Annotated in this window: 19 protein-coding genes and 1 other RNA gene; 5 read left to right on the top strand and 15 right to left on the bottom strand. The window is 69.9% G+C overall.

Annotated elements, in window-relative coordinates:
• Positions 1-5: 5 nt before the first annotated feature.
• Both ACWDLG_RS16435 and ACWDLG_RS16430 read right to left on the bottom strand, forming a co-directional pair.
• The gene (locus ACWDLG_RS16435) at positions 6-650 is read right to left on the bottom strand and encodes a response regulator (protein ID WP_449920549.1); all 645 of its coding nucleotides are present in this window, start codon (positions 648-650) and stop codon (positions 6-8) included.
• Positions 647-1,771 (bottom strand): sensor histidine kinase, encoded by a 1,125-nt coding sequence (locus tag ACWDLG_RS16430; protein ID WP_449920547.1) that lies wholly within the window; start codon positions 1,769-1,771, stop codon positions 647-649. The genes ACWDLG_RS16435 and ACWDLG_RS16430 overlap by 4 nt, the downstream gene beginning before the upstream one ends.
• A gap of 113 nt (positions 1,772-1,884) precedes the next feature.
• Here ACWDLG_RS16430 and ACWDLG_RS16425 point away from each other — a divergent pair, with 113 nt between their 5' ends.
• The gene (locus ACWDLG_RS16425; RefSeq protein ID WP_449920545.1) at positions 1,885-2,955 is read left to right on the top strand and encodes a hypothetical protein; all 1,071 of its coding nucleotides are present in this window, start codon (positions 1,885-1,887) and stop codon (positions 2,953-2,955) included.
• Here ACWDLG_RS16425 and ACWDLG_RS16420 read toward each other — a convergent pair.
• The 6 genes from ACWDLG_RS16420 to ftsE form a co-directional block, all read right to left on the bottom strand.
• Entirely contained in the window at positions 2,874-3,398 is a 525-nt protein-coding gene (locus ACWDLG_RS16420; protein ID WP_449920543.1) for a DoxX family protein, read from the bottom strand. The two genes, ACWDLG_RS16425 and ACWDLG_RS16420, sit on opposite strands and share 82 nt — an antisense overlap.
• A 225-nt stretch (positions 3,399-3,623) precedes the next feature.
• Positions 3,624-4,008, bottom strand: a transfer-messenger RNA (tmRNA) gene (gene ssrA, locus ACWDLG_RS16415).
• 283 nt (positions 4,009-4,291) lie between these two features.
• Positions 4,292-6,124 (bottom strand): penicillin-binding transpeptidase domain-containing protein, encoded by a 1,833-nt coding sequence (locus ACWDLG_RS16410; RefSeq protein WP_449920541.1) that lies wholly within the window; start codon positions 6,122-6,124, stop codon positions 4,292-4,294.
• A gap of 38 nt (positions 6,125-6,162) precedes the next feature.
• Entirely contained in the window at positions 6,163-6,630 is a 468-nt protein-coding gene (smpB, locus tag ACWDLG_RS16405; RefSeq protein ID WP_354911263.1) for an SsrA-binding protein SmpB, read from the bottom strand.
• A gap of 22 nt (positions 6,631-6,652) precedes the next feature.
• Positions 6,653-7,564: a permease-like cell division protein FtsX gene (ftsX, locus tag ACWDLG_RS16400; protein WP_354911261.1), complete on the bottom strand. Its 912-nt coding sequence runs from the start codon at positions 7,562-7,564 to the stop codon at positions 6,653-6,655.
• 19 nt (positions 7,565-7,583) lie between these two features.
• Positions 7,584-8,273, bottom strand: coding sequence for a cell division ATP-binding protein FtsE (gene ftsE / locus ACWDLG_RS16395; protein WP_354911258.1), 690 nt, complete (start codon positions 8,271-8,273; stop codon positions 7,584-7,586).
• A gap of 214 nt (positions 8,274-8,487) precedes the next feature.
• Here ftsE and ACWDLG_RS16390 point away from each other — a divergent pair, with 214 nt between their 5' ends.
• Positions 8,488-8,667, top strand: a complete 180-nt coding sequence (locus ACWDLG_RS16390) for a hypothetical protein (protein ID WP_354911255.1) — start codon at positions 8,488-8,490, stop codon at positions 8,665-8,667.
• Positions 8,668-9,336: 669 nt separating this feature from the next.
• On the opposite strand, the gene prfB is transcribed toward ACWDLG_RS16390, so the two are convergent.
• Complete coding sequence (prfB, locus tag ACWDLG_RS16385; protein ID WP_354911253.1) at positions 9,337-10,452, bottom strand: peptide chain release factor 2; 1,116 nt, start codon at positions 10,450-10,452, stop codon at positions 9,337-9,339.
• 46 nt (positions 10,453-10,498) lie between these two features.
• Here prfB and ACWDLG_RS16380 point away from each other — a divergent pair, with 46 nt between their 5' ends.
• Positions 10,499-11,485 (top strand): hypothetical protein, encoded by a 987-nt coding sequence (locus ACWDLG_RS16380; RefSeq protein ID WP_449920535.1) that lies wholly within the window; start codon positions 10,499-10,501, stop codon positions 11,483-11,485.
• Between the two features lie 23 nt (positions 11,486-11,508).
• On the opposite strand, the gene ACWDLG_RS16375 is transcribed toward ACWDLG_RS16380, so the two are convergent.
• Complete coding sequence (locus ACWDLG_RS16375) at positions 11,509-12,276, bottom strand: SAM-dependent methyltransferase (protein WP_354911249.1); 768 nt, start codon at positions 12,274-12,276, stop codon at positions 11,509-11,511.
• A gap of 69 nt (positions 12,277-12,345) precedes the next feature.
• Positions 12,346-12,846: a GNAT family N-acetyltransferase gene (locus ACWDLG_RS16370; protein ID WP_354911246.1), complete on the bottom strand. Its 501-nt coding sequence runs from the start codon at positions 12,844-12,846 to the stop codon at positions 12,346-12,348.
• Positions 12,847-13,023: 177 nt separating this feature from the next.
• On the opposite strand from ACWDLG_RS16370, the gene ACWDLG_RS16365 reads away from it, so the two are divergent.
• Entirely contained in the window at positions 13,024-13,461 is a 438-nt protein-coding gene (locus ACWDLG_RS16365; protein ID WP_354911244.1) for an Hsp20/alpha crystallin family protein, read from the top strand.
• A gap of 99 nt (positions 13,462-13,560) precedes the next feature.
• A complete protein-coding gene (locus tag ACWDLG_RS16360) occupies positions 13,561-13,896 on the top strand; it encodes a MerR family transcriptional regulator (RefSeq protein WP_354911241.1) in 336 nt (111 codons plus the stop codon).
• A 96-nt stretch (positions 13,897-13,992) separates the two neighbouring features.
• On the opposite strand, the gene ACWDLG_RS16355 is transcribed toward ACWDLG_RS16360, so the two are convergent.
• The 4 genes from ACWDLG_RS16355 to ACWDLG_RS16340 all read right to left on the bottom strand — a co-directional run bounded on the left by ACWDLG_RS16355 (position 13,993) and on the right by ACWDLG_RS16340 (position 20,521).
• A complete protein-coding gene (locus ACWDLG_RS16355) occupies positions 13,993-18,879 on the bottom strand; it encodes an NAD-glutamate dehydrogenase (RefSeq protein ID WP_354911239.1) in 4,887 nt (1,628 codons plus the stop codon).
• Between the two features lie 44 nt (positions 18,880-18,923).
• On the bottom strand, positions 18,924-19,700 hold the full coding sequence (locus tag ACWDLG_RS16350) for a tryptophan 2,3-dioxygenase (protein WP_449920530.1): 777 nt from the start codon (positions 19,698-19,700) through the stop codon (positions 18,924-18,926).
• A 90-nt stretch (positions 19,701-19,790) separates the two neighbouring features.
• A complete protein-coding gene (locus tag ACWDLG_RS16345; RefSeq protein WP_449920528.1) occupies positions 19,791-19,991 on the bottom strand; it encodes a zf-HC2 domain-containing protein in 201 nt (66 codons plus the stop codon).
• Complete coding sequence (locus ACWDLG_RS16340) at positions 19,991-20,521, bottom strand: sigma-70 family RNA polymerase sigma factor (protein WP_354911232.1); 531 nt, start codon at positions 20,519-20,521, stop codon at positions 19,991-19,993. Before ACWDLG_RS16340 ends, ACWDLG_RS16345 begins: the two co-directional genes overlap by 1 nt.
• Between the last annotated feature and the right edge of the window lie 32 nt (positions 20,522-20,553).

Raw genomic sequence — 20,553 nt, 5'->3', positions numbered from 1 at the left:
TCGAATCACGGTGTGCGCGCCCGGCCCGTGCGCCAGGCCCATGCCGCGATGCCGACCCTGTTCTTCACGTCGAGCTTGCGCTGGATGCTCGCGATGTGGTTCTTGACCGTACCGGGCGACAGGAAGAGCTCCTCGGCGATCTCGGCGTTGGTCCTGGCCTGCGCGACGAGACGGGCGACCTCGATCTCCCTGCCGGTGAGCCCGGCGTCGTCCAGGACCGCGCCTGGCCGCTCGGCCCCGCGCAGCAGGCCCACCGTGAGCTGCGGGCTGATCAGCACGTCGCCGCTCATCGCGGCCCGCACCGCCTCGACGAGCAGCGTGGGCCCCGAGCGTTTGAGCACGAACCCCGCGGCGCCGTGGCGCAGCGCCGCCCGCGCGTACTCCTCCTGCCCGAACGTCGTCACGACCACCACGTGGATGCCGGTCTCCGCCAGCGCCCGCGTGACCTCGATGCCGTCGGCGCGGGGCATCCTGATGTCGGCGAGCACCACGTCGGGGCGGATCGCGAGCGCGGTCTCGACGGCCGTGACGCCGTCGGCCGCCTCGGCCACCACGGTCATGTCGGGCTGCGCGTCGAGGACGAGCCGGAACGCGCTCCTGATGCCTTCCTGGTCGTCGGCGATGAGGATCCGGGTGGGCACGCCGTTCATCGTGCCAGAGGCAGGCGCGCCACCAGCGACCACCCTCCGGGTACGGCGGCGGCCCGCAGCGTCCCGCCCATCGCCTCGACCCGCTCGGACAGCGACGGCAGCCCGAACCCACCACCCCCGGCCCGCTCCTGCCCGCCGGCGGCCGTCCTGCCCGGACCCGCGTCCGGCTCCCCGCCGCGTCCCGCCTGGTCGCGAGCCGCGTGCCGGTTCCCGCCGCGTCCCGCGTCCCGAGGCGCAGGCCGGTCCGCGGCTCCGTCGTCGGCCACGATCACCACGAGCGTCCCGCCTTCCACCCGGACGGCGACGTCCACCCTGGTGGCCTCGGGGGCGTGCCGCCGGACGTTGGTCAGGGCCTCGACGACGATCCGGTAGGCCAGCCCTGCCACCTCCTCCGGCACCTCCATGTCGGGGACGGCCAGCTCCACGCGGGTGGGCCCGGCTGCGGTGAACCTGCCCGCCAGGTCGGCGAGCCCGGTCAGGCCCGGACTGTCGTGCAGTTCCAGCACCGTGCGGTCCAGCGTCGCCATCGCCCGCAGCCCCGCCCGCTCCACCCGCTGGAGCGCCGCCAGCGCCTGGGCGGGCTCGACGGCCCCGACCACCTGCCCCGCCTGTGCCTGCGCCACCATCTCGCTGACGTCGTGGGCGACGAAGTCGTGCAGGTCCCTGGCCAGGCGCAGCCGCTGCCCGGCCCGCTCCTCCTCGACGGCCCGCACCCGCCGGGTGTCGAGCGAGCGCAGGTAGATCCCCACACCTGCGGCACCGCACACGCCGATTCCCCAGAACGCGCACATGCCCAGGCCCTCCAGCGGGGAGACGGGCACCAGGTAGCGCAGCAGCCACGTGGCGGCCGCCAGACCCGCCGCCACGCCGGACGGCACGGCCTGCCGTACGGGGGCCCACCGGGCGATCAGGCCGACCAGCGCGGTCAGCACGAGGCTCTCGACCAGCCCCATCAGGTCCTCGCCGCGGCGCGGGCCGGTGATCGCGTACCAGCAGGTGACCGCCAGGGAGAGCCCCGCGGCGACGGAGGCCGCCACCGGCAGGTGCGCACGCCTGCCGCCGGGGACCGTCCACACCAGCGCCCCCACCGCCGCGATCAGCGGCACCACCCAGAATTCCACGGCAGCAACCATACGGAGGATGTGCCGTTCGGCACCCCGCACGCCCTCGCGGACCGCACGACCTGCCGAACGGCACATGGTCCCGCACCGGGTGGCGGCCCGAGGGTGGAGGCATGACAAGGATCATCTCCAAGGCGGGCCACGCGGCGGCCGCCTGGTCCGCCGGTTACGCGGTGCTCGGGGTGGCCTGGGCGCTGGGCGCGCCCGGCTTTCCCTGGGGCGCGAGCGACCCCGATCCCGACGGCGCGCTCTCCCTCCTGGCCGGGCTGACCCCCGACCCGGGCGGCTGGTGGATCGCCGCCTTCGCGCTGCTGTGCGCGGCCACGTCGGTGGCGCTCGTCCGGGGGCGCGGCGGGATCCCGCTGGTGGTGGCGTGGCCGCTGGCGGCCTTCCTCGTCCTGGTGGTCCCGGACTCCCGGCTCATGATGGGCGTCGCCTACACGCCGCTGCTGAGCGTGGCCGTCTTCCTCGACGGCCCGTGGGGCCAGGTCGGCCTCGCCGACGCCTGGCCGTGGCCGGTGCTCAACCAGCTGCTGTGCGCCCTCGGCGGGGCCCTGCTCGCCGCGGCGGCCGTGGCGGCCCAGCGCCGCCGCCGCGACGCGTGCGTGGCCTGCGGCCGCACCGATCAGGCCGGCGGCTGGACCGGTCCCGCCGCGGCCGCCCGATGGGGGCGGACGGCCGTCGCCGTCGCCGTGGCCGTCCCGCTGATCTACAGCGCCACCCGGTGGGCGTGGGCGCTGGGCATCCCGGTGGGCGTCAGCGAGAGCTTCCTGGTGGAGGGTGAGAAGGACGCGCCCGGCATCTGGCTGGCCGGTGCCTACCTGGCGACCTTCGGCGCTCTCGGCGCGGTGCTCACGCTGGGCCTGGTGCAGCGCTGGGGTGAGGTCTTCCCGCGCTGGATGATCGGTCTGCGGGGCAGGCGGGTGCCGCCGCTTCTGGCCATCGTCCCCGCCACCCTCGTCGCGGCCATCGTGATCATGGCGGGGCTGACCTACATCAGGCGCGCGCTCGCGGGCGCCTTCGCCATGGACATGTGGGGCGCGTGGCTGCCGGAGTGCTTCTGGCCGGTCTGGGGAGCGGCCCTCGCCGCCGCCGCCCTCGCCTACGGCCTGCGCAGGAGGGGCCGCTGCGCCCACTGCGGGCGCGGTGCCGTGGCCGCGGCCCGCAGCACGATCGTGATGTAGAGGACCTGCTCGGGGATCCGCTGCCACAGCGGCGTGGCGGCCTTGCCGCCGAAGGGGATGCCGGCGACGGCGGCGTAGATGTTGGCCGGCAGCAGCAGCACGAACAGCAGCGCCAGCGCGATCCCCGCGGCCCACCGGGTCGAGGGGATCACCAGCCCGAGCGCGCCGAGCAGTTCCAGCACGCCGGTCACGTAGACCATCAGGCTGGGGAAGGGCACGAACGGCGGCACGATCCCCACCATGTCCGCGTGGTTGGGCATGACGGTGACGCCCGCGGGGACGAAGTGCGCGCTGGCGGCCACCACCAGCATCACGGCCATGCCGTGCGCGGCGGACGCGGCCCAGGTGTGGAAGCGGCTGACGCCGAGGGCGCCCAGCAGGCGGAAGACAAGCGTGCTCGCGGCGAGAACGATCAGGACGATCACGATGAGCTCCTCTCTCATTGGATAGTGATGCTATCCAATGAGAGCCGACGGGGCAACACACCTGGCGCCTGGAACGGAAACGGCCCGGTCCCCTCATCGGGAACCGGGCCGGCGGGGCTCTGCCCTCACGCGGGACCCAGGGGCGGAAACGCGAAACGGCGGTGTCCACATGGACACCGCCGTCGCTCAGCAGCGCGTCACTCGCCACGACTCTCCGAGAGCCGTGGCCGCGTGACGCCAGATCGGTGGAGGTGGCGGGAATCGAACCCGCGTCCTTCAACCCCAAGGCAGGGCTTCTCCGGGCGCAGCCTGCTTAACGTTTTCTCAGCCCCGGCGCTCACGCAGGCGCGTCGCCGACAGGCTCAGCCACTGTTTGGTTTCCCGCTCTCCCCCGTGGCCGGGTCGAGCGGTTGAGCCTTCTCACGATGCCAGATCCCGAGCCGAAGGCATGCCCGGGCTGACAGAGGTTTCGCTACTTAGGCAGCGAGAGCCAGGGAACCCTGGCTGACCTCAGTGCGCTTAGAGTTGGCACTTGTTGGTTGCGGTCACAGGATTAACGAGGTTATGTCCGCAGTCCTCGGCCCGCTTCTCCTGACTTGCAAGGTCAAAGTCGAAACCGATCACCCCCCTGTTCAGTTGTCAACACGGCCGCGAACGGCCGTGCAACATGAAGATACATGTGACAACACGGCGAACGCCAACCCAATTCCCGGGCGAACCCCCGGAGGCGCGCACAATGCGAGACACCCCCGGGGGTGACCGGCAGGGTAGCGCCGGTCCGGACGGCAGGACTTCCCCCGAGATGAAGTCCTTCTCATCGCGACGACCAGGTCCGCAACCCCCCGATCAGGCCTGGTCACTCAGGAAGACGCAGCCGGGCCCCCCCATGGTTGCTCTGCGTGACTAAGTCTTTACGCAGGGTCGCGCATCGCCGAGAAGAAGCGGCCCGCGTAGGCGGCCGGGTCGGCGTTCTCGGCCAGGACGGCCACGGCGACATCGCCCTGCCATCCCACGAACCACGCCTGCTTCTCGTCCTTGCCGGTGACGGGGGCGGTGATGCCCGCGACCGGCTCGCCGCCGGTGGCCGCGGCGGTCGCCGTACCCGAGGTGACCCCGGCCCGCATCATCGCCTGCAGCGCCGGCAGCGTCTTCGGGTCGATCGCCACGCTGGGCGGCGGCGTGGCGGGCAGCACCTCGGCGGCCGGGTCGGGCGTGGCCGGCTTGACCACCAGCAGCGGCGGATGCCAGGTGCCCTTCGCGACGGCCCCCGCGACCAGCGCCATCGCCAGCGGGCTCACCTCGACGTTCTGCCCCGCGATGGCCTTCGCCTTGTCGGCGTCGGAGTCGAGCTTGGCCATCTTGCCGCTGAACGACTTCAGCGGCAGCTTCCACGGCTTGCCGATGCCGAAGTCGGACGCGGCCTTGGCCAGGTCGGCCTCGGTGACCCGGCGCGCGAGCGAGGCGAGCGCGGTGACGCAGCTCCTGGCGAAGCTCGACTGGAAGTTCTGCGTGGTGGCGGCCGCCAGCCCCGCCTGCTCGAACCTGGCCCCGCCGACCGTGCGCTCGGCGGGACAGGCGAGCCGCTGGCTCGGCTTGACGCCCTTCTTCAGCAGCGCCTGCGCCGCGATGATCGAGAAGGCCGTGCCCGCCGGATACTTGCCGGCCAGCGCGTCCTTCTCCTCGTTGAGGTTGGAGGAGGCGCTCACCGCCAGCACCTCGCCGGTGGAGGCCTTGACCGCGACCAGGGCCGCCGACCTGGTGCCGGCCAGCGCCGTCTCGGCCGCCCCCTGGACCGAGCTGTCGATCGTGGTCTCGACCGGGGCGTTCGGCCGGCCCGGCCACTTCTTCAGCTCGGCGACCTGCTCGCCCGTCTTGAGATCGAGCGTGATCACCGACGTCTGCGTGGAGCCGGTCAGGTGGTCCTGGTAGGCCTTCTGCAGCCCGGTCAGGCCGACCGAGTCACCCGCCCGCTGGGGGCCGCCCAGCTTCTGCTCGGTCTCGGCGGTCAGCGCGCTCACGATGCCGACGACCTGCTCGGGCGGCGCCGGCGCGACCGGCATCTCCTGCTCGTCGATGGTCACGCCGGGGATGGCCTCCAGCTTCGACTGGAGCTGGAGGTACTTCACCCGGCCGAAGTGCACCAGCGGCACGAAGTCGCTCGGCGGCGCCGACCTGATCCGGCTCAGCAGCCGGTCCTGGGCGAAGCCGGTGAGCTTGGCGAGCTGCTCGCCGACCTTCTCCGCGTTGTCACCCAGCGTGGCGGGCGTCACCCCCGCGACGTACAGCGTCGCGTTCTTCTGCAGCGGGTCGCCGGTGCGGTCGAGCACCGAACGGCGCGACTCCGGCTCCGGCTTGACCGCGAACCGCTGCCCCTCGTGCAGCTGCGGATGGATGACACTGGGCGACCAGCGCACCTTCCACACACCGTCGACCAGGTGCAGCGGCAGCCGGCTGGTGTACTCCCACAGCGAGTTGTTCTCGCCCAGGTCGACCTCGGCGGTGAAGTCGGCCGTGGACTCCTCGCCGTTCTGGGTCAAGTTCTTGATCTTGAACCGGAAGGAGGCCGCGTCGAGGTGGACGCGGGTGTCCTCCAGCGCCTTGGCGACCACCTTGGGGTCACCGTCGGTACGGCCGGCCGCCAGCGCGTAGTCGCCCGACTGCCAGCCGACGAGGAAGTCACGCACGGCCTCGTGCGCCGAGGGCTCCTCGAAGCACCCGGTCAGCGTCGTGCTCGCGACCGCCATCGTGACAGCCGCGGCCAGGACTCTGCGAACCTGAGGTCTCATCGGTTGCGCTGGCGGATCGCCCGGGCCATCTCCCGCTTGTCCTGCTGTTCCTTCAAGGTCTGGCGCTTGTCCCAGTCCTTCTTGCCGCGCGCGAGCCCGATCTCGATCTTGGCTCTGCCGTCCTTGAAGTACAGCGACAGCGGCACGATCGTCAGCCCGCCCTCCTTGACCTTGGCGGCGAGCTTGTCGATCTCCTTGCGGTTGAGCAGCAGCTTGCGCTTACGGCGGGCCGCGTGGTTGGTCCACGTCCCCTGGGAGTACTCGGGGATGTGGACGTTGAGCAGCCACGCCTCGCCGTCGTCGATGGAGGCGTAGCCGTCGATGAGCGACGCCTTGCCCGCGCGCAGCGACTTGACCTCGGTGCCCTGCAGCACCAGACCCGCCTCGAAGGTGTCCTCGACGTGGTAGTCGTGGCGGGCACGCTTGTTCTGGGCGATGAGCTTGCGCCCGGTCTCACGTGGCATGCTTCGACCTTACCCGGGTTCGTCAGACCCTCAGGTAACGGCGAAGCGTTACGAAGGACGCGAGCACACAGATCACCACGCCGATGATCATCGTGAGCGTGATGACCCACGCCACGTCGTTCCAGCCGAGCTGGCTGTTGGCGGCGAACGCCGAGGTCGTCCCCTCGAACAGGAAGACCTTCGCCACGATCAGCATGACGGCCGCCACCACGCCGCCGACCAGGCCCGCGATCATGCCTTCCATCACGAACGGCAGCTGGATGTAGATGTTGGAGGCGCCGACCAGCCGCATGATGCCCGTCTCCCTGCGCCGGTTGAACGCCGAGAGCCGCACCGTGTTGCCGATCAGCAGGATCGCCGCGAGCACCAGGATCAGCGCCACCGCCAGCGCGGCGTAGCGGAGCTTCTCGAGCATCCCGAAGAAGCTCTCGAGCTGGGCCCGCTGGTCGACGACCGTCGAGATGCCCTTCATCCCCTGCGCGGCGGCGATCACCGGCTGGTACTTCTCGGGATCCTTCAGCTTGACCCGCAGCGACTCGGGCATGTCGTTGACGTCGACGACCTGCGCCAGGATCGACGAGGCCGACTGGGTCCGCTTGAAGTTGTCGAAGGCCATCTTCTGGGTCTCGTAGGTGACCTCCTGCACGTCGGGCAGCGCCTTCAGTTGCTGCTGCAACTGCTCACGCTCGGCCGCGCTGACACCCTTCGGCGACGCCTTGCAGTTGGGGAAGGGAGAGTCCTTCTTGCACAGGTAGACCGAGATCTCGACCTTGTCGAACCAGTAGTCCTTCATCAGGGAGACCTGCGCGCTGATCATCAACCCGACGCCTAGCAGCGCCATGGCGACAGCCACGGTGACGATCACCGCGATTGTCATGGTCAGGTTGCGACGGAGGCCGATCCAGACCTCGGAGAGGATGAAGTTCGCCCGCATGTTCTGCCTATAACTCCTGTCAGTACGCCTGGCCGTAGACGCCACGCGACTGGTCGCGGACGATCTTGCCGTCCTCCAGCTCCACGACCCGCTTCCGCATGGAGTCGACGATGGCGGCGTCGTGCGTCGCCATGACGACAGTAGTGCCGGTCCTGTTGATCCGGTCGAGCACCTTCATGATGCCGATGCTCGTGGCGGGGTCGATGTTGCCCGTCGGCTCGTCGGCGAGCAGGATCATGGGCCGGTTGACGAACGCGCGAGCCATCGCGACCCGCTGCTGCTCGCCACCGGACAGCTCGTCGGGCATGCGGTGTGCCTTGCCCTCCAGACCGACCAGCTCGATCACCTCGGGTACCACCTTGCGGATGAACCGCCGCGGCTTGCCGATGACCTCGAGCGCGAACGCCACATTCTCGTAGACGTTCTTGTTCGGGAGCAGCCGGAAGTCCTGAAAGACGCAGCCGATACGGCGGCGCAGGTGCGGCACCTTGAAGTTGGACAGCCTCGCGAGATCCTTCCCGGCGACATGGATGGCGCCGGAGTTGGGCTTCTCCTCCTTGAGGATCAGCCGCAGGAAGGTGGACTTCCCGGATCCCGAGGGACCGACGAGGAACACGAACTCGCCCTTGTCCACGTCTACAGACACGTGGTCGAGAGCGGGCCTGTTCTGGTTCGCGTAGACCTTGGTCACATTTTCGAAATGGATCACGAGCGCATCACGACGTGCCAGTCTAGGGGTCGGGACGGAAGCGAGGGTGGCACATACCCACTTCCTGCCGCCCGCCAGCGGGGACGCCCGTCTTTACTGATGATCGACGTTCCGCTTGGCTGCAGGACAGTCTAGGGGGAAGACTGGCATGGAACGTCCATAACGGAAACAAAACGATTTCGTTGCCTGAGAACCGTCTACAGTGGATGGTGACATGAGTTGCGAACACCTCGTCTGCGCCCAGTGCGCGCACCCCGTCATCGAGGGACGCTGCGCGCTGTGCCGCGCCAATCGTGAGCGCATGCACCAGCACGGGATCTCTCCGATGCTGATCCTCATCGCCCTGCTGACCTTGCTGTTCCTCGCGCTCGCGCTCCAGCACGTGGTCGGCTGACCCTCCGGTACGGCAGGCCGCCCCGGGCGCGCGGCATCGCCCGACGCATGCGCGGACGCGCCACGCTTCAGCACGGCACCTTCGCCATGCTTCCGCCCGGCACCTTCGGCACGCTTACGCACAACCCCTTCGCCACGCTTACGCACGACCCCTTCGCCACGCTTCGCACGACCCCTTCGGCACGCCTGAGACGGCTCTACCGGGCCTCACCGCGACCGTGCCGGCACCGCGCGGCCTGCGAGCCGCCGCGCCCGTACGCCACCGCCACGCACCCGCCACCCATGCACTCGCGCCCGCACGGCCCCGAGGCGGCTGGGCGGGACGAAGGCAGGCGCCGCACCACTCGCCCGCGCGTCCCCGTCCGAGCGAGTCACGCGCCGTGAGTTCGGCCCACGAGGCGACGAATGTGAGGCGACACGCGTGGGGATCGACGCGCGTGAGGACCGACGCGCGTGAGGACCGACGCGCGTGAGCAGACACCCGTATCGACGCACGTGAAGTGACGCGCGTAAGGATCGACGCGCGTGAGGATCGACGCCTGTTGAGGGGCGCCGTGACGGCGGGAAGGGGCGCCGCTCGAGGAGCGTCCCTTGGACAGGCGCCCGCCGGTGAGCACGGGGGCGCCCTCCCGTGCGTGCCGTGAAGACGCAGCCACGGGAACGCGGGCGGCTAGGCTTCCGCGGTCTCCTGGCGGCGCATCCAGCGGATCTCGCTCTCGATGAAGTCGTCGAGGTCGCCGTCGAGCACCGCCGACGGGTTGCCCGCCTCGTGACCCGTGCGCAGGTCCTTCACGATCTGGTACGGGTGCAGCACGTAGTTGCGGATCTGGGTGCCCCACGACGTCGTCGAGGCGCCGCGCAGCTCCGACATCTTCTCCGCCTCCTCCTGCCGCTTGCGCTCGAGCAGCTTGGCCTGCAGCACGTTCATCGCCGAGGCGCGGTTCTGCAGCTGGGAGCGCTCGTTCTGGCAGGAGACCACGATCCCCGTCGGGATGTGGGTGATGCGCACCGCGGAGTCGGTGGTGTTGACGCCCTGGCCGCCGGGACCGCTGGAGCGGTAGACGTCGACGCGCAGGTCGTCCTCGTTGATCTCGATGTGGTCGGTCTGCTCGACGACGGGCACGATGTCGACGCCGGCGAACGAGGTCTGGCGGCGGCCCTGGTTGTCGAAGGGGCTGATGCGGACCAGGCGGTGGGTGCCGTGCTCGCCGCGCAGCGTGCCGTAGGCGTAGGGCGACTTGACGGTGAACGTCGCCGACTTGATGCCCGCCTCCTCGGCGTAGGAGGTGTCGTAGACCTCCGTGGCGTAGCCCTTGCGCTCGGCCCAGCGCAGGTACATGCGCAGCAGCATCTCCGCCCAGTCGGCCGCGTCGACGCCGCCCGCCTGCGAGTTGATGGTCACGAGCGCCTCACGCGCGTCGTACTCGCCCGACAGCAGCGTGCGGACCTCCATCGCGCCGATGTCGGAGCGCAGCGCGGCCAGCTCCTTGTCGGCCTCGGCCCTGGTGTCGGCGTCGTCCTCCTCGGCGGCCAGCTCGAACAGGACGCTCAGGTCGTCGATCCTGCGGCCGAGCGCCTCGACGCGGTTGAGCTCGCCCTGCAGGTGGGACAGCTTGCTGGTGACCTTCTGCGCCTGCTCAGGGTCGTCCCACAGATCGGGCGCGGCGACCTGCTGCTCCAGCTCCTCGATCTGCTTGCGCATGGAGTCGAGGTCGAGAACGTCCTGAATGCTCCGCAGCGTGCCCGCGAGCGCGTTGATCTCTTCTGCCGGATCGATGTCTGCCACGTCTACCAAGGGTACGCGACCTGTGCGCACCCCATAACATGGCCAGGTGCGTGCATACGGGTGGCGGGGATGGCCGGCTCTCGCCGTCGGCCTGCTGGCCGCGGTGACGGGCTGTTCCGGCTCTGCCGCTCCCGAGCCCTCGCCGGTGGCGGCCACCTCGTCCGTCAGCGCCGTTCCCACCACCGCTCCCGGCGTGTCGCTGAGCGAGGCGGCCAACGCCTTCAACGAGTACGTCCTCACCGACAACCTGCTGCGCGCCGCCGGCGACAGGCGGCTGGCCAGGGAGATCACCCGCGACGGCCGCACCGATCTGGTCAACGCCGAGTACGCCTCCACCCGCGACAGTCCGGTCCGCTACACCTGGGGCACGCCGTCCTTCCTCGTGCCCCGGCTGCGTCCCGACGAGCCGTTGTGGTTCACCGCCGTCGTCCCGCGCGGTGACCAGACCGCCGTGCTCACCTTCGCCAAGGGCACCGACTGGCGGCTGAGCTCGCTGTCACTGCTGTTCCCCGGGCAGAAGCTGCCCGAGGTCAAGCGCGACGCGGCCGGCTACGCCGAGGTCGTCGGTCTCGACGACCAGAGCGTCCAGATCAGCCCGCGATACGTCGCCCCGCTCCACGCCACCATCGCCGAACGCGGCCCGGCGGGCATCGCGGCCAACCTCGTCGCGCCCGGCCCCTACACGACCGAGACGGCGACGGCGATCGCCGACAACCGGAGGACCGCCAAGACCGACGGGTTCCGCTACGACTCGATCTTCAGCGCGGCCGAGTACCCCGTCTACGCGCTGCGGACCGCCGACGGCGGCGCGCTGGTCCAGTACTCCCTGCTGCGCACGACGTCGATGAACAACATGCTGTTCGTCAGCCCGTACCTGCCCGTCCCGCCTTCGGGACGGTGGGCGCTGACCGGCTCCTACCGGCAGACCCTGAAGATCTACGAGACGCAGCAGTACGTCGCCGTGGTGCCGCGCGCCGCCGCGGCCACGGTGGTGGGCTACGACGGCGCGATCACGCGGGCCACCGGCAGCTGAGCTCGTCCGCGCCGTCGCCACGGTCAACGGGTGACGACCGCCGTCACCAGGGCGAAGGACAGATACCTGCCCTGGTCGGCCTCCAGCATCGCGATGGTCCGCTCCGCGGCGTCCCTGTCGGTGGCGCCGTGCTCCAGGCAGGCGCGTGTCCACAGCAGCCAGTCGTGCCAGCCGCCGGGCTGCAGGCGTGCCGAGGTCACGGTGACCAGCTCGGTGATCTCCCACTGGAAGCGCCACCACTCGGCGGTGTGCCAGGCGATGGCCTCCCACCCGACCAGCTCCTTGATGTGCGGCGGGATGGCGCCCATGTCGCGGACCTCGCGGGTCATGCCGGGGGTGGCGATCCCCAGCCGGCCGCCGGGTTTGAGGAAGCGGGTGATGTAGGCCAGGTAGCTGTCGGCGGTGCCGAAGTACTCGTAGGCGTCGATGCTCACGACCGCGTCGAAGGACTCCTTCTCGAACGGCAGCGCGTGCGCCTCCGCCCCGACCGCCTTCACCTGGCCGGCCACGCCCGCCTCGGCGAAGACGGCCTCGGCCTTCTCCGGGGCGATCCACAGGTCGGCGGCCACGACGTCCACGCCGAACTCGCGGGCGAGGAACACCGAGGTCGCCCCCATCCCCGACCCGAGGTCCAGGACCCGCATGCCGGGCTTGAGGTCGAGGTCGCGGGACAGGTCCTCGAGCAGCCACAGCGGGTTGGGGCCCATGTCCAGGCCGACCAGCCATGCGGGGTCGTAGCGGGAAGAGAGCGGGTAGTCGTCGGGGCGCACGAGGGCGCGAAGCGCTGTCACAGCCTGTCATGACAGCACGGCGAGCCGGACACCGGCAAACCCGTGTTCCACTCCGGGGATGGGCGCGGGTCAGGGGGTTCTGCGGTAGCGCGTCATCGGGCCGAGCAGGCCGGGCACCGACTCGAAGGCGGTCATGCCGAGCCGTTCGACGACCGCGACGGAGGCGGCGTTGCCCTCGTCGATCTCCGCCAGCACCTCGGGAAGGCCGAGGTCGCCGAGCGCGTGCTCGACGACGGCGCGGGCCGCCTCGGTGGCGTAACCCTTGCCCCAGGCGCCGGGTGCCAGGCTGTAGACGATCTCGGGGCCGAGGTCCTCCAGCGGCCGGAGCCCTGCCGTACCCACCAGATCGGTTCTGCCCTTCTCCCGCACCAGCCACAGGCCGTACCCGTCGGTGGCGAAGCCGCGGACGCTCTCCTCGATGACCTCGGTGACCTCGGCCGGCGACAGGACGGCCCCGTCGAACAGGAACCGCCGCACGTCCGGGTCGGTCCAGTGGACGAGCAGCTCCGCGTGCTCCTGGGGGCGCACCGGGGTCAGGGTGAGGCGATCGGTCACGAGAGTGTGGTCCACGCCCGCCAGGCTATCGGGGCGCCCGGTCGCGCTCATGTCCTTTTTGACGGCGGCCGAACGCCCCATTATTGACAACGACACATGGAGAAAAGATACAATCGGAGTTGTAGGTTTCCTCTTGGAGGACAGGCATCCCGGGTGACCAGGAGGCCCCGGGGATCTTCGGAGGTGGACACGATGCTGCTCACGTCGATCGACCCGTTCGTGCAGGAGTTCGAGCGCCAGTTCGACCGCCTGACCCGCCAGACCGCCCAGGGCAGCGGTGCGATCATGCCGATGGACGGGATCCGCCGCGCCGACGATGTGGTGCTGCGGTTCGACCTGCCCGGCATCGATCCCGACTCCATCGAGGTCACCGTCGACCGCGGCGTCCTGACGGTGACCGCGCGACGCGAGGAGGAGTTCGGTGAGGACGAGCGCGTCTTCGTCCGCGAGCGGGTGATGGGCACCTTCACCCGGCGCGTCTACCTGTCGGAGCACCTCGACGCCGAGACCGTCGAAGCCGCCTACAACAACGGCGTGCTGGCCGTCCGGATCCCGGTGCTCGAGCGCGCCAAGCCGCGCAAGGTCGCCGTCCAGCAGACCGGCGACACCTACAAAGCGATCAAGAGCTGACACACGGGACGGAGCGGGCGCGGCCCCGTCGCGGTGAACGGCACCGCGGCGGGGCCGCCCGTCTTTGCCCGCGGCCAGTCGGCACCAGGAGGAACGACCATGAACCTGCCCTTCGACGACGAGCACGCGGCGCTGTTCACGGTGGGTCAGGTCGCCTCGATGCTCCAGGTGCAGCAGGCGTTCCTGCGCCGCATCGACGACCACCAGGTGGTCTCGCCCCAGCGCTCGGCCGGCGGGCAACGCCGCTACAGCCGCCATGAGATCGGCCGCATCCAGCAGGTCGTGGTGATGATGGACCAGGGGATGACGCTGCCGGCCATACGCCTCATCCTCGACCTGCAGCTCCGGCTCATCGAGGTCACGCGGGAGCGCGACGAGCTGGCCCGTGTGCTGGCCGAGCTGAGGGCCGAACGTCGGCCCCCGGCGCACCCCTGACCACAGCGCCGACCGGACACGTCCCCGACCCCGTACGGCCCGGCCGGCAGCAGCCCGGGACGCGGGTACGCGCCCCGGGCACATGACCGCAGCCCGTCAGGACTCCGGCTCGGCGTGCGGCGGCAGGCTGCTCGTGGCCACCAGCGTGCGGACCGCCCGCAGCGCCACCGACAGCGTCGCCAGGTCGAAGTTGTCGCTCTCCCAGATCTCCGACAGCGTCTGCTTGGCCCGGGAGACCGCCGCCGAGTTCACCTCGGTCCAGGCGGCCAGCCGCTCCTCGGGCGACGATCCCGGCGTGCTGTGCGCCAGGACGTCGTGGGTGAGGGAGGCGTGCGCGGCGTACAGGTCGTCGCGCAGCGCCGAGCGGGCCATCGAGTTCCACCGGTTGTCCCGGGGCAGCGCGATGACGCGCTCGCGCAGGCGGGCCAGCTGGAGCCGGTCGGCCAGGTCGAAGTAGACCTCGGCGACCTCGTTGACGGGGCGGCCCGTCAGCGAGGAGATCTCGACCAGGTCGAAGGTGGAGTAGGCCGGCACCATGGCCGCCACCCTCTCGGCCAGCTCCAGCGGGACGCCGCGGGCCACGAAGCTGTCGCGGCGCTCCTCGTAGGCCAGCAGGTCGGGCCCGGTCAGGAGCTTCGGCAGGTGGGTGAGCAGGCCGTCGACGCCCTTGACGAAGAAGTTCACCGAGGCCGCCAGGTCGAGCGGCGGACGCCGGTTGCTGAGCAGCCAGCGGGTGCCGCGCTCGGCGAGCTTGCGCGCCTCCAGAAGCATGGCCAGCTGGGTACGGGTGTCGACCCTGTTGTCCAGCGCCTCGACGCCGCGCTGGAAGCTGGCCAGGTCGAAGACCTCCCTGGTCACCAGGTAGGCGCGGACGATGTCCTGGGTGGAGGCGCCGGTCTCCTCACCGAAGCGGAACATGAACGTGGTGCCGGCCGAGTTGACGAGCTCGTTCACCACGCAGGTGGTGATGATCTCGCGGCGCAGGGGGTGGGCGTCCATGTAGCTGCGGAAGCGCTCGCGCAGGGCGGACGGGAAGTACGACACCAGCCACGAGGCCAGGTACGGGTCGTCGGGCAGGTCGGTGCCGAGCAGCTCGGCGTCGGCGACCAGCTTGGTGTAGGCGAGCAGGACGGAGAACTCGGGCGCGGTGAGCCCGATGCCCTGCTGGCGGCGCTCGGCGAGCGTCTTGTCCGACGGCAGGAACTCCAGCTCCCTGTTGACCAGCCCGTCGCGCTCCAGGCGGCGCAGGTAGCGGGCGTGGATGTGGAGCATCTCCGGCGCCTGGGCGCGAGCGGCGGCGAGGACGACGTTCTGCGCGTAGTTGTCGCGCAGGACGAGGCCCGCGACCTCCTCGGTCATCGAGGTGAAGACCTGGTTGCGCTGCTTGTCGGTGAGCTCGCCGTCGCGCACCACCTGGTCGAGCAGGATCTTGATGTTGACCTCGTGGTCGGAGGTGTCGACGCCTGCCGAGTTGTCGATGAAGTCGGTGTTGACCAGCCCGCCGTTCAGGGCGAACTCGATGCGGCCGAGCTGGGTGAAGCCCAGGTTGCCGCCCTCGCCGATCACCTTGCAGCGCAGGTCGTTCGCGTTGACGCGCAGCGAGTCGTTGGCCTTGTCGCCGACGTCGGCGTTCGACTCGGACGACGCCTTGACGTAGGTGCCGATCCCGCCGTTCCACAGCAGGTCGACGGGGGCCCGCAGGATCGCGCTGATGAGGTCGTTCGGCGTCATGGAGATCGCGTCGGACGGGATGTCCAGCGCGTCCCGCATCTGCGGGGTGATCTGGATCGACTTGGCGGTACGCGGGAAGACGCCGCCGCCGGCCGCGATCAGCTCGGGGTCGTAGTCGGCCCACGAGCTGCGCGGCAGCTCGAACAGGCGCTGCCGCTCGGCGAAGGAACGGGCGGCGTCCGGGTCGGGGTCGACGAAGATGTGGCGGTGGTCGAAGGCGGCCACGAGGCGGATGTGCTGCGAGAGCAGCATGCCGTTGCCGAACACGTCGCCCGACATGTCGCCGATGCCGGCCACGGTGAAGTCGGTGCTCTGGATGTCGACGCCCGTGGTGCTGAAGTGGTACTTCACCGACTCCCACGCGCCACGCGCGGTGATGCCCATGGCCTTGTGGTCGTAGCCGATGGAGCCGCCGGAGGCGAAGGCGTCGCCCAGCCAGAACCCGTACTCGGCCGAGACGCTGTTGGCGATGTCGGAGAACGTCGCCGTGCCCTTGTCCGCCGCGACGACCAGGTAGGGGTCGTCGCCGTCGTGCCGTACGACGTCGGCGGGCGGCACGACCTTGCCGTCGACCAGGTTGTCGGTGAGGTCGAGCAGGCCGGAGATGAACATCCGGTAGCAGGCGATGCCCTCGGCCATGACCTCTTCGCGCTTGCCGGAGGCCGGCGGGCGCTTGACGACGAAGCCGCCCTTCGAGCCCGTGGGCACGATGACGGTGTTCTTGACCATCTGCGCCTTGACCAGGCCGAGGATCTCGGTGCGGAAGTCCTCCATGCGGTCGGACCAGCGCAGGCCGCCGCGGGCGACCTTGCCGAAGCGCAGGTGGACGCCCTCGACACGCGGCGAGTAGACGAAGATCTCGTAGCGCGGACGCGGCAACGGCAGCACGCTGATCGCCTGCGGGTCGACCTTCAGCGAGATGTACGGCTTGCGCTGCCCGTCGGGCGTGCGCTGGTAGTAGTTGGTCCGCAGCGTCGCCTGGATCATCTCCAGGTAGGCCCGCAGGATCCGGTCCTCGTCGAGCGAGGCGACCTCGTCGAGCGCGCCCAGGATCTCCTCGTCCAGCGCCGCGCTGAGGTCGGCCCGCACGTCGTCGGAGCGCTTGGGGTCGAGCCTGGCCTCGAACAGCCGCACCAGCAGCCGCGCCAGCCGTACGTTGTTGACCAGCACGCGCTCCATGTAGCGCTGGCTGAAGGTGCTGCCTGCCTGGCGCAGGTACTTGGCGTAGACCCGCAGGATCTCCACCTGCTCCCAGGTCAGGCCGCCGGCCAGGACGAGGGCGTTGAAGTTGTCGGCCTGCACGGCGCCGGTCCACAGCGCGCGCAGGGCGTCCTGGAACAGCCGCTTGAAGTCGTTGCGGTCGACGTCCGGGGACGGTGTGTAGCGCAGCCCGAAGTCGTAGATCCAGGCGTTCTTGGTGGCGGGGTCGGTGTCGCGGTCGATCTCGTACGGCCGCTCGTCGACCACCTCGACGCCGAGCCGCTGGATGAACGGCAGCATGTGGGACAGGGAGATCGGCGCGCCGAGCTTGTAGATCTTCAGCCGCCGCTCGCCCTCGCCCGCGTCGAAGGGCTCGTACAGGTTGAGGCCGATCTCGTCGTCGGGCTTGCCGGCCAGTTCCTCCAGGCGGCGCAGGTCGGCCACGGCCATCTTCGGCGGGAAGTCGGCCTTGTAGCCCTCGGGGAAGGCGGCGTGGTAGCGCCTGACGAGCCGCGGCGCCTCCTCCTCCGAGGTCATCTCGCCGATGGCCGCGGCGAGGTCGTCCTCCCAGGACCTGGTGATCGCGGCGAGCCTGGACTCCAGCTCCTCCAGGTCCACGCCGGAGTGCGGCAGCGGCGTGCCGCGCTCGCCGCGGACGACGACGTGCAGCCGGGCCAGCGCGGACTCGCCGATCATGGCGCTGTAGTCGAGGGACGAACCGCCCAGCGCCTTGAGCAGGACGTCCTGCATCCGCAGCCTGACCTTGGTGGTGTAACGGTCACGCGGCAGGAAGACCATGCACGAGATGTAGCGGCCGTAGTCGTCGCGCCGCATGAACAGCTTGACCTGCTTGCGCTCGCGCAGGCGTAGCACGCCGAGCGCGATCGGCAGCAGCTCGTCCACCGGCGTCTGGAACAGCTCGTCGCGCGGGTAGGTCTCGAGGATCTCGATGAGGTCCTTGCCGTCGTGGCTCTCGGGGGTCAGCCCCGCCTTGTCGAGCACCTCGGCGAGCTTGCGCCGCAGGACGGGGATCCTGGAGATCGACTCGTTGTAGGCCACGTGGGTGAACAGGCCGAGGAAGCGGCGCTCGCCGATCACCTCGCCCTCGGGCGAGAAGACCTTGACCCCGACGTAGTCGAGGTAGGCGGGCCGGTGCACGGTGGCACGGGAGTTGGCCTTCGTGATGATCATCAGCTGCTTCTCGCGGGCCTTGGCGCGCACCTCGGGCGGCAGGGCGGAGAAGCTCTGGGAGCCGGGCTTGTCGTCGCGCAGGATACCGAGGGCGGCGCCGGGCACCGCGCGCAGCGCGTCGCCCTGCTCGGACGCCTCCAGCCGGTACTCGCGGTAGCCCAGGAAGGTGAAGTGCCCGTCGGCGAGCCAGCGCAGCAGGTCGATGCTGTCCTCGACCTCCGCGGGCTCCAGCGGCGGCGGGTTCATCGACAGGTCCTCGGCCGTCTGCACGGCGACCGACCGCATCTTGCGGAAGTCCTCGACGGCGTGCCGTACGTCGGACAGCACGCGCTGGAGCTCGGTCTCGAGCGACTTGAGCACCGCGGGGTCGGCCTGCCGGTCGATCTCGATGTGCATCCACGACTCGACCAGCATCATGCCGGTGACGGCTTCCTGCTCCTGGGTGAGGATGCGGCCGGTCATGTCGCGGCGGACCCGCAGCTGCGGGTGGACCACCAGGTGGACGCCGATGTCGTGCCGGTCGAGCTCCATGGTGACCGAGTCGACGAGGAACGGCATGTCGTCGGTGACCACCTCGACGACGGAGTGGCCGGGGTCCCACCCGTTCTCCTCGACGGAGGGCGTGTAGGCCCTCACCAGCGCCCTGCCCTGCGGTCGCACCTCGGCAAGCTGCCGGTGCGACATCGCCGGGCCGTAGATGTCGACAGGATCACGGTCGAGAAGGTCCTCGGCCGCCACGTGCCGGTAGTACACGCGCAGGTAGGCCAGAGCCTCCTCGGGGCTCCCGTGGTCTCCGCTGCCCGCCGCGCAGATCTGCGCGGCGTTCTGGAGCAGCTCGTCCTTGGCCTCGTCGAGCGGCATTTCGCTCTCACTCCTTTGTGAGGGTTCGCCATATCGGATGCTGGTCACAACCAGCCTCTTAGTTCCCAAAGCAGGGGAAAATAGTGCAAGCGCGTACGTTCCCGCAGGTACGGCGCGCCTGTCGAGCCGCCAGTGCCCGACTTGGTGCCGATCTGCCGTTCGACCATCTGGACGTGACGCATGCGCCACAGCGCGCACGTCTCGTCATGGGTGAGCAGATCCTCGGCCAGTTGCCACAGGTCGTCGTACGACCGGCGGTCCCTCGCCACGACCAGCAACGAGGCCATGACCTCCTCGTCGGAGACCGGGAGGCCGCGCTGGGAGAGGGCGGTGAGATAAGCATCCCACAGGGTGGGCTCCTCCAGCCGCCTGCGCAGCCTGGCGAGTTCGCCGTCGCCGGCGCGTACCCGCTCGAGGAACCGGGGATCCTTGACTCCCGACAGGAACTCCAGCTCGCGGAACTGGACCGACTGGAAGCCGCTGGCCGGTGCCAGCTTCGAGCGGAACTCGAGGAAGTCCTGGGGGGTCATCGTCTCCAGGACCTCCACCTGCTCGACGAGGACACGCTCGACGGCGTGAACCCGCTTGAACAGATGTCTGGCATGCCAGAGCTCACCCGCCGTCATCGCCGTCCTGGCGCCCTCCAGCTCGTGGAGCAGCAGCTTGAACCACAGCTCGTAGACCTGGTGGACGGTGATGAACAGCAGCTCGTCAGGCACGGACGACTGGGGTTGCTGCTGCTCGAGCAGGCTGGGGAGCCGGAGGTAGCCGCCGTAGGACAGGCGTGCGCCCTCCTCGCCGAAACTCCGGTCAGGAGGCATCGCTCCTGTCCCCACCACCGGGCACCTCCCCCACAAGCCCGGTCCTCGTTGACCGGACGTACCCGATATCACCCGAAAAGCCCACAGACGTCAACGTGACGTCGGTATCGGGGGGTCGTCGTCCTCTGACGCCGTGGCCTGGAGCTTGAGACTGTCGAGCAGATCGGGAACCTCCTGCAGCTCCCGCAGCTCGGCCTGACAACGCGCGCACGAGTCGAGGTGGCGCTCGAACGACGGAAGGTCCGCCTCGTCAAGGACTCCGAGCACGTACGCCGCCACCTCTGGATGCATCAGCCGGCAACCCCCTTGTCCCGCAGCAGCCCCCGCAGAGCCCTGATCCCGTAATAGAGCCTGGACTTGACCGTGCCCGGCGGGATCCCCAGAATCTCCGCCGCCTCACTAATCGTACGATCCCTGAGATAAGTCTGCTCGATGACCTCACGGTGTTCTCGCGACAGGCCGCGCAGCGCGTCGGCGACCACGATCGCCGACAGCGCCCGATCGCAGCCGTCGGAGACGGCGACGGTGTCCGCCTCGGGCGGTTCGACCTCGGGCGGCCGGGCGCTTCTACGGCGCCTTCCGTCGATCACGATGCGGCGGGCCACGGTGAGCAGCCACGCCCAGACAAGACCGGGCTCCCACTGCAGCCGGTCGGAATGACGCCAGGCCCTGACCATCGTCTCCTGCACGACGTCCTCGGCCCACTGCAGGTCGTTTCCTGTGGTCTTGCGCACGTGGCGGAGCAAAGGCCCGCCGAACTGCTCATAGAGCGCCTGTATTCGGTGCTCCATGTCGTCGAGGTGACCTAGCACGGGGCACATCTTTACACCTTCGTTATCGCCTCGGTAGCCAC

The organism is Nonomuraea sp. NPDC003727 (assembly GCF_053586935.1).
The sequence above is the reverse complement of the archived record's forward strand: the minus strand, read 5'-3'. Positions and strand labels throughout refer to the sequence as shown.

Excerpts from the sequence above, each read along its gene's own strand:
- ACWDLG_RS16435 (WP_449920549.1), bottom strand. The coding sequence starts at position 650 with ATGAACGGCGTGCCCACCCGGATCCTCATCGCCGACGACCAGGAAGGC.
- ACWDLG_RS16425 (WP_449920545.1), top strand. The coding sequence starts at position 1,885 with ATGACAAGGATCATCTCCAAGGCGGGCCACGCGGCGGCCGCCTGGTCC.
- ACWDLG_RS16420 (WP_449920543.1), bottom strand. The coding sequence starts at position 3,398 with ATGAGAGAGGAGCTCATCGTGATCGTCCTGATCGTTCTCGCCGCGAGC.
- ACWDLG_RS16410 (WP_449920541.1), bottom strand. The coding sequence starts at position 6,124 with ATGGCGGTCGCGAGCACGACGCTGACCGGGTGCTTCGAGGAGCCCTCG.
- smpB (WP_354911263.1), bottom strand. The coding sequence starts at position 6,630 with ATGCCACGTGAGACCGGGCGCAAGCTCATCGCCCAGAACAAGCGTGCC.
- ftsX (WP_354911261.1), bottom strand. The coding sequence starts at position 7,564 with ATGCGGGCGAACTTCATCCTCTCCGAGGTCTGGATCGGCCTCCGTCGC.
- ACWDLG_RS16390 (WP_354911255.1), top strand. The coding sequence starts at position 8,488 with ATGAGTTGCGAACACCTCGTCTGCGCCCAGTGCGCGCACCCCGTCATC.
- ACWDLG_RS16365 (WP_354911244.1), top strand. The coding sequence starts at position 13,024 with ATGCTGCTCACGTCGATCGACCCGTTCGTGCAGGAGTTCGAGCGCCAG.
- ACWDLG_RS16360 (WP_354911241.1), top strand. The coding sequence starts at position 13,561 with ATGAACCTGCCCTTCGACGACGAGCACGCGGCGCTGTTCACGGTGGGT.
- ACWDLG_RS16355 (WP_354911239.1), bottom strand. The coding sequence starts at position 18,879 with ATGCCGCTCGACGAGGCCAAGGACGAGCTGCTCCAGAACGCCGCGCAG.
- ACWDLG_RS16350 (WP_449920530.1), bottom strand. The coding sequence starts at position 19,700 with ATGCCTCCTGACCGGAGTTTCGGCGAGGAGGGCGCACGCCTGTCCTAC.
- ACWDLG_RS16345 (WP_449920528.1), bottom strand. The coding sequence starts at position 19,991 with ATGCATCCAGAGGTGGCGGCGTACGTGCTCGGAGTCCTTGACGAGGCG.
- ACWDLG_RS16340 (WP_354911232.1), bottom strand. The coding sequence starts at position 20,521 with ATGTGCCCCGTGCTAGGTCACCTCGACGACATGGAGCACCGAATACAG.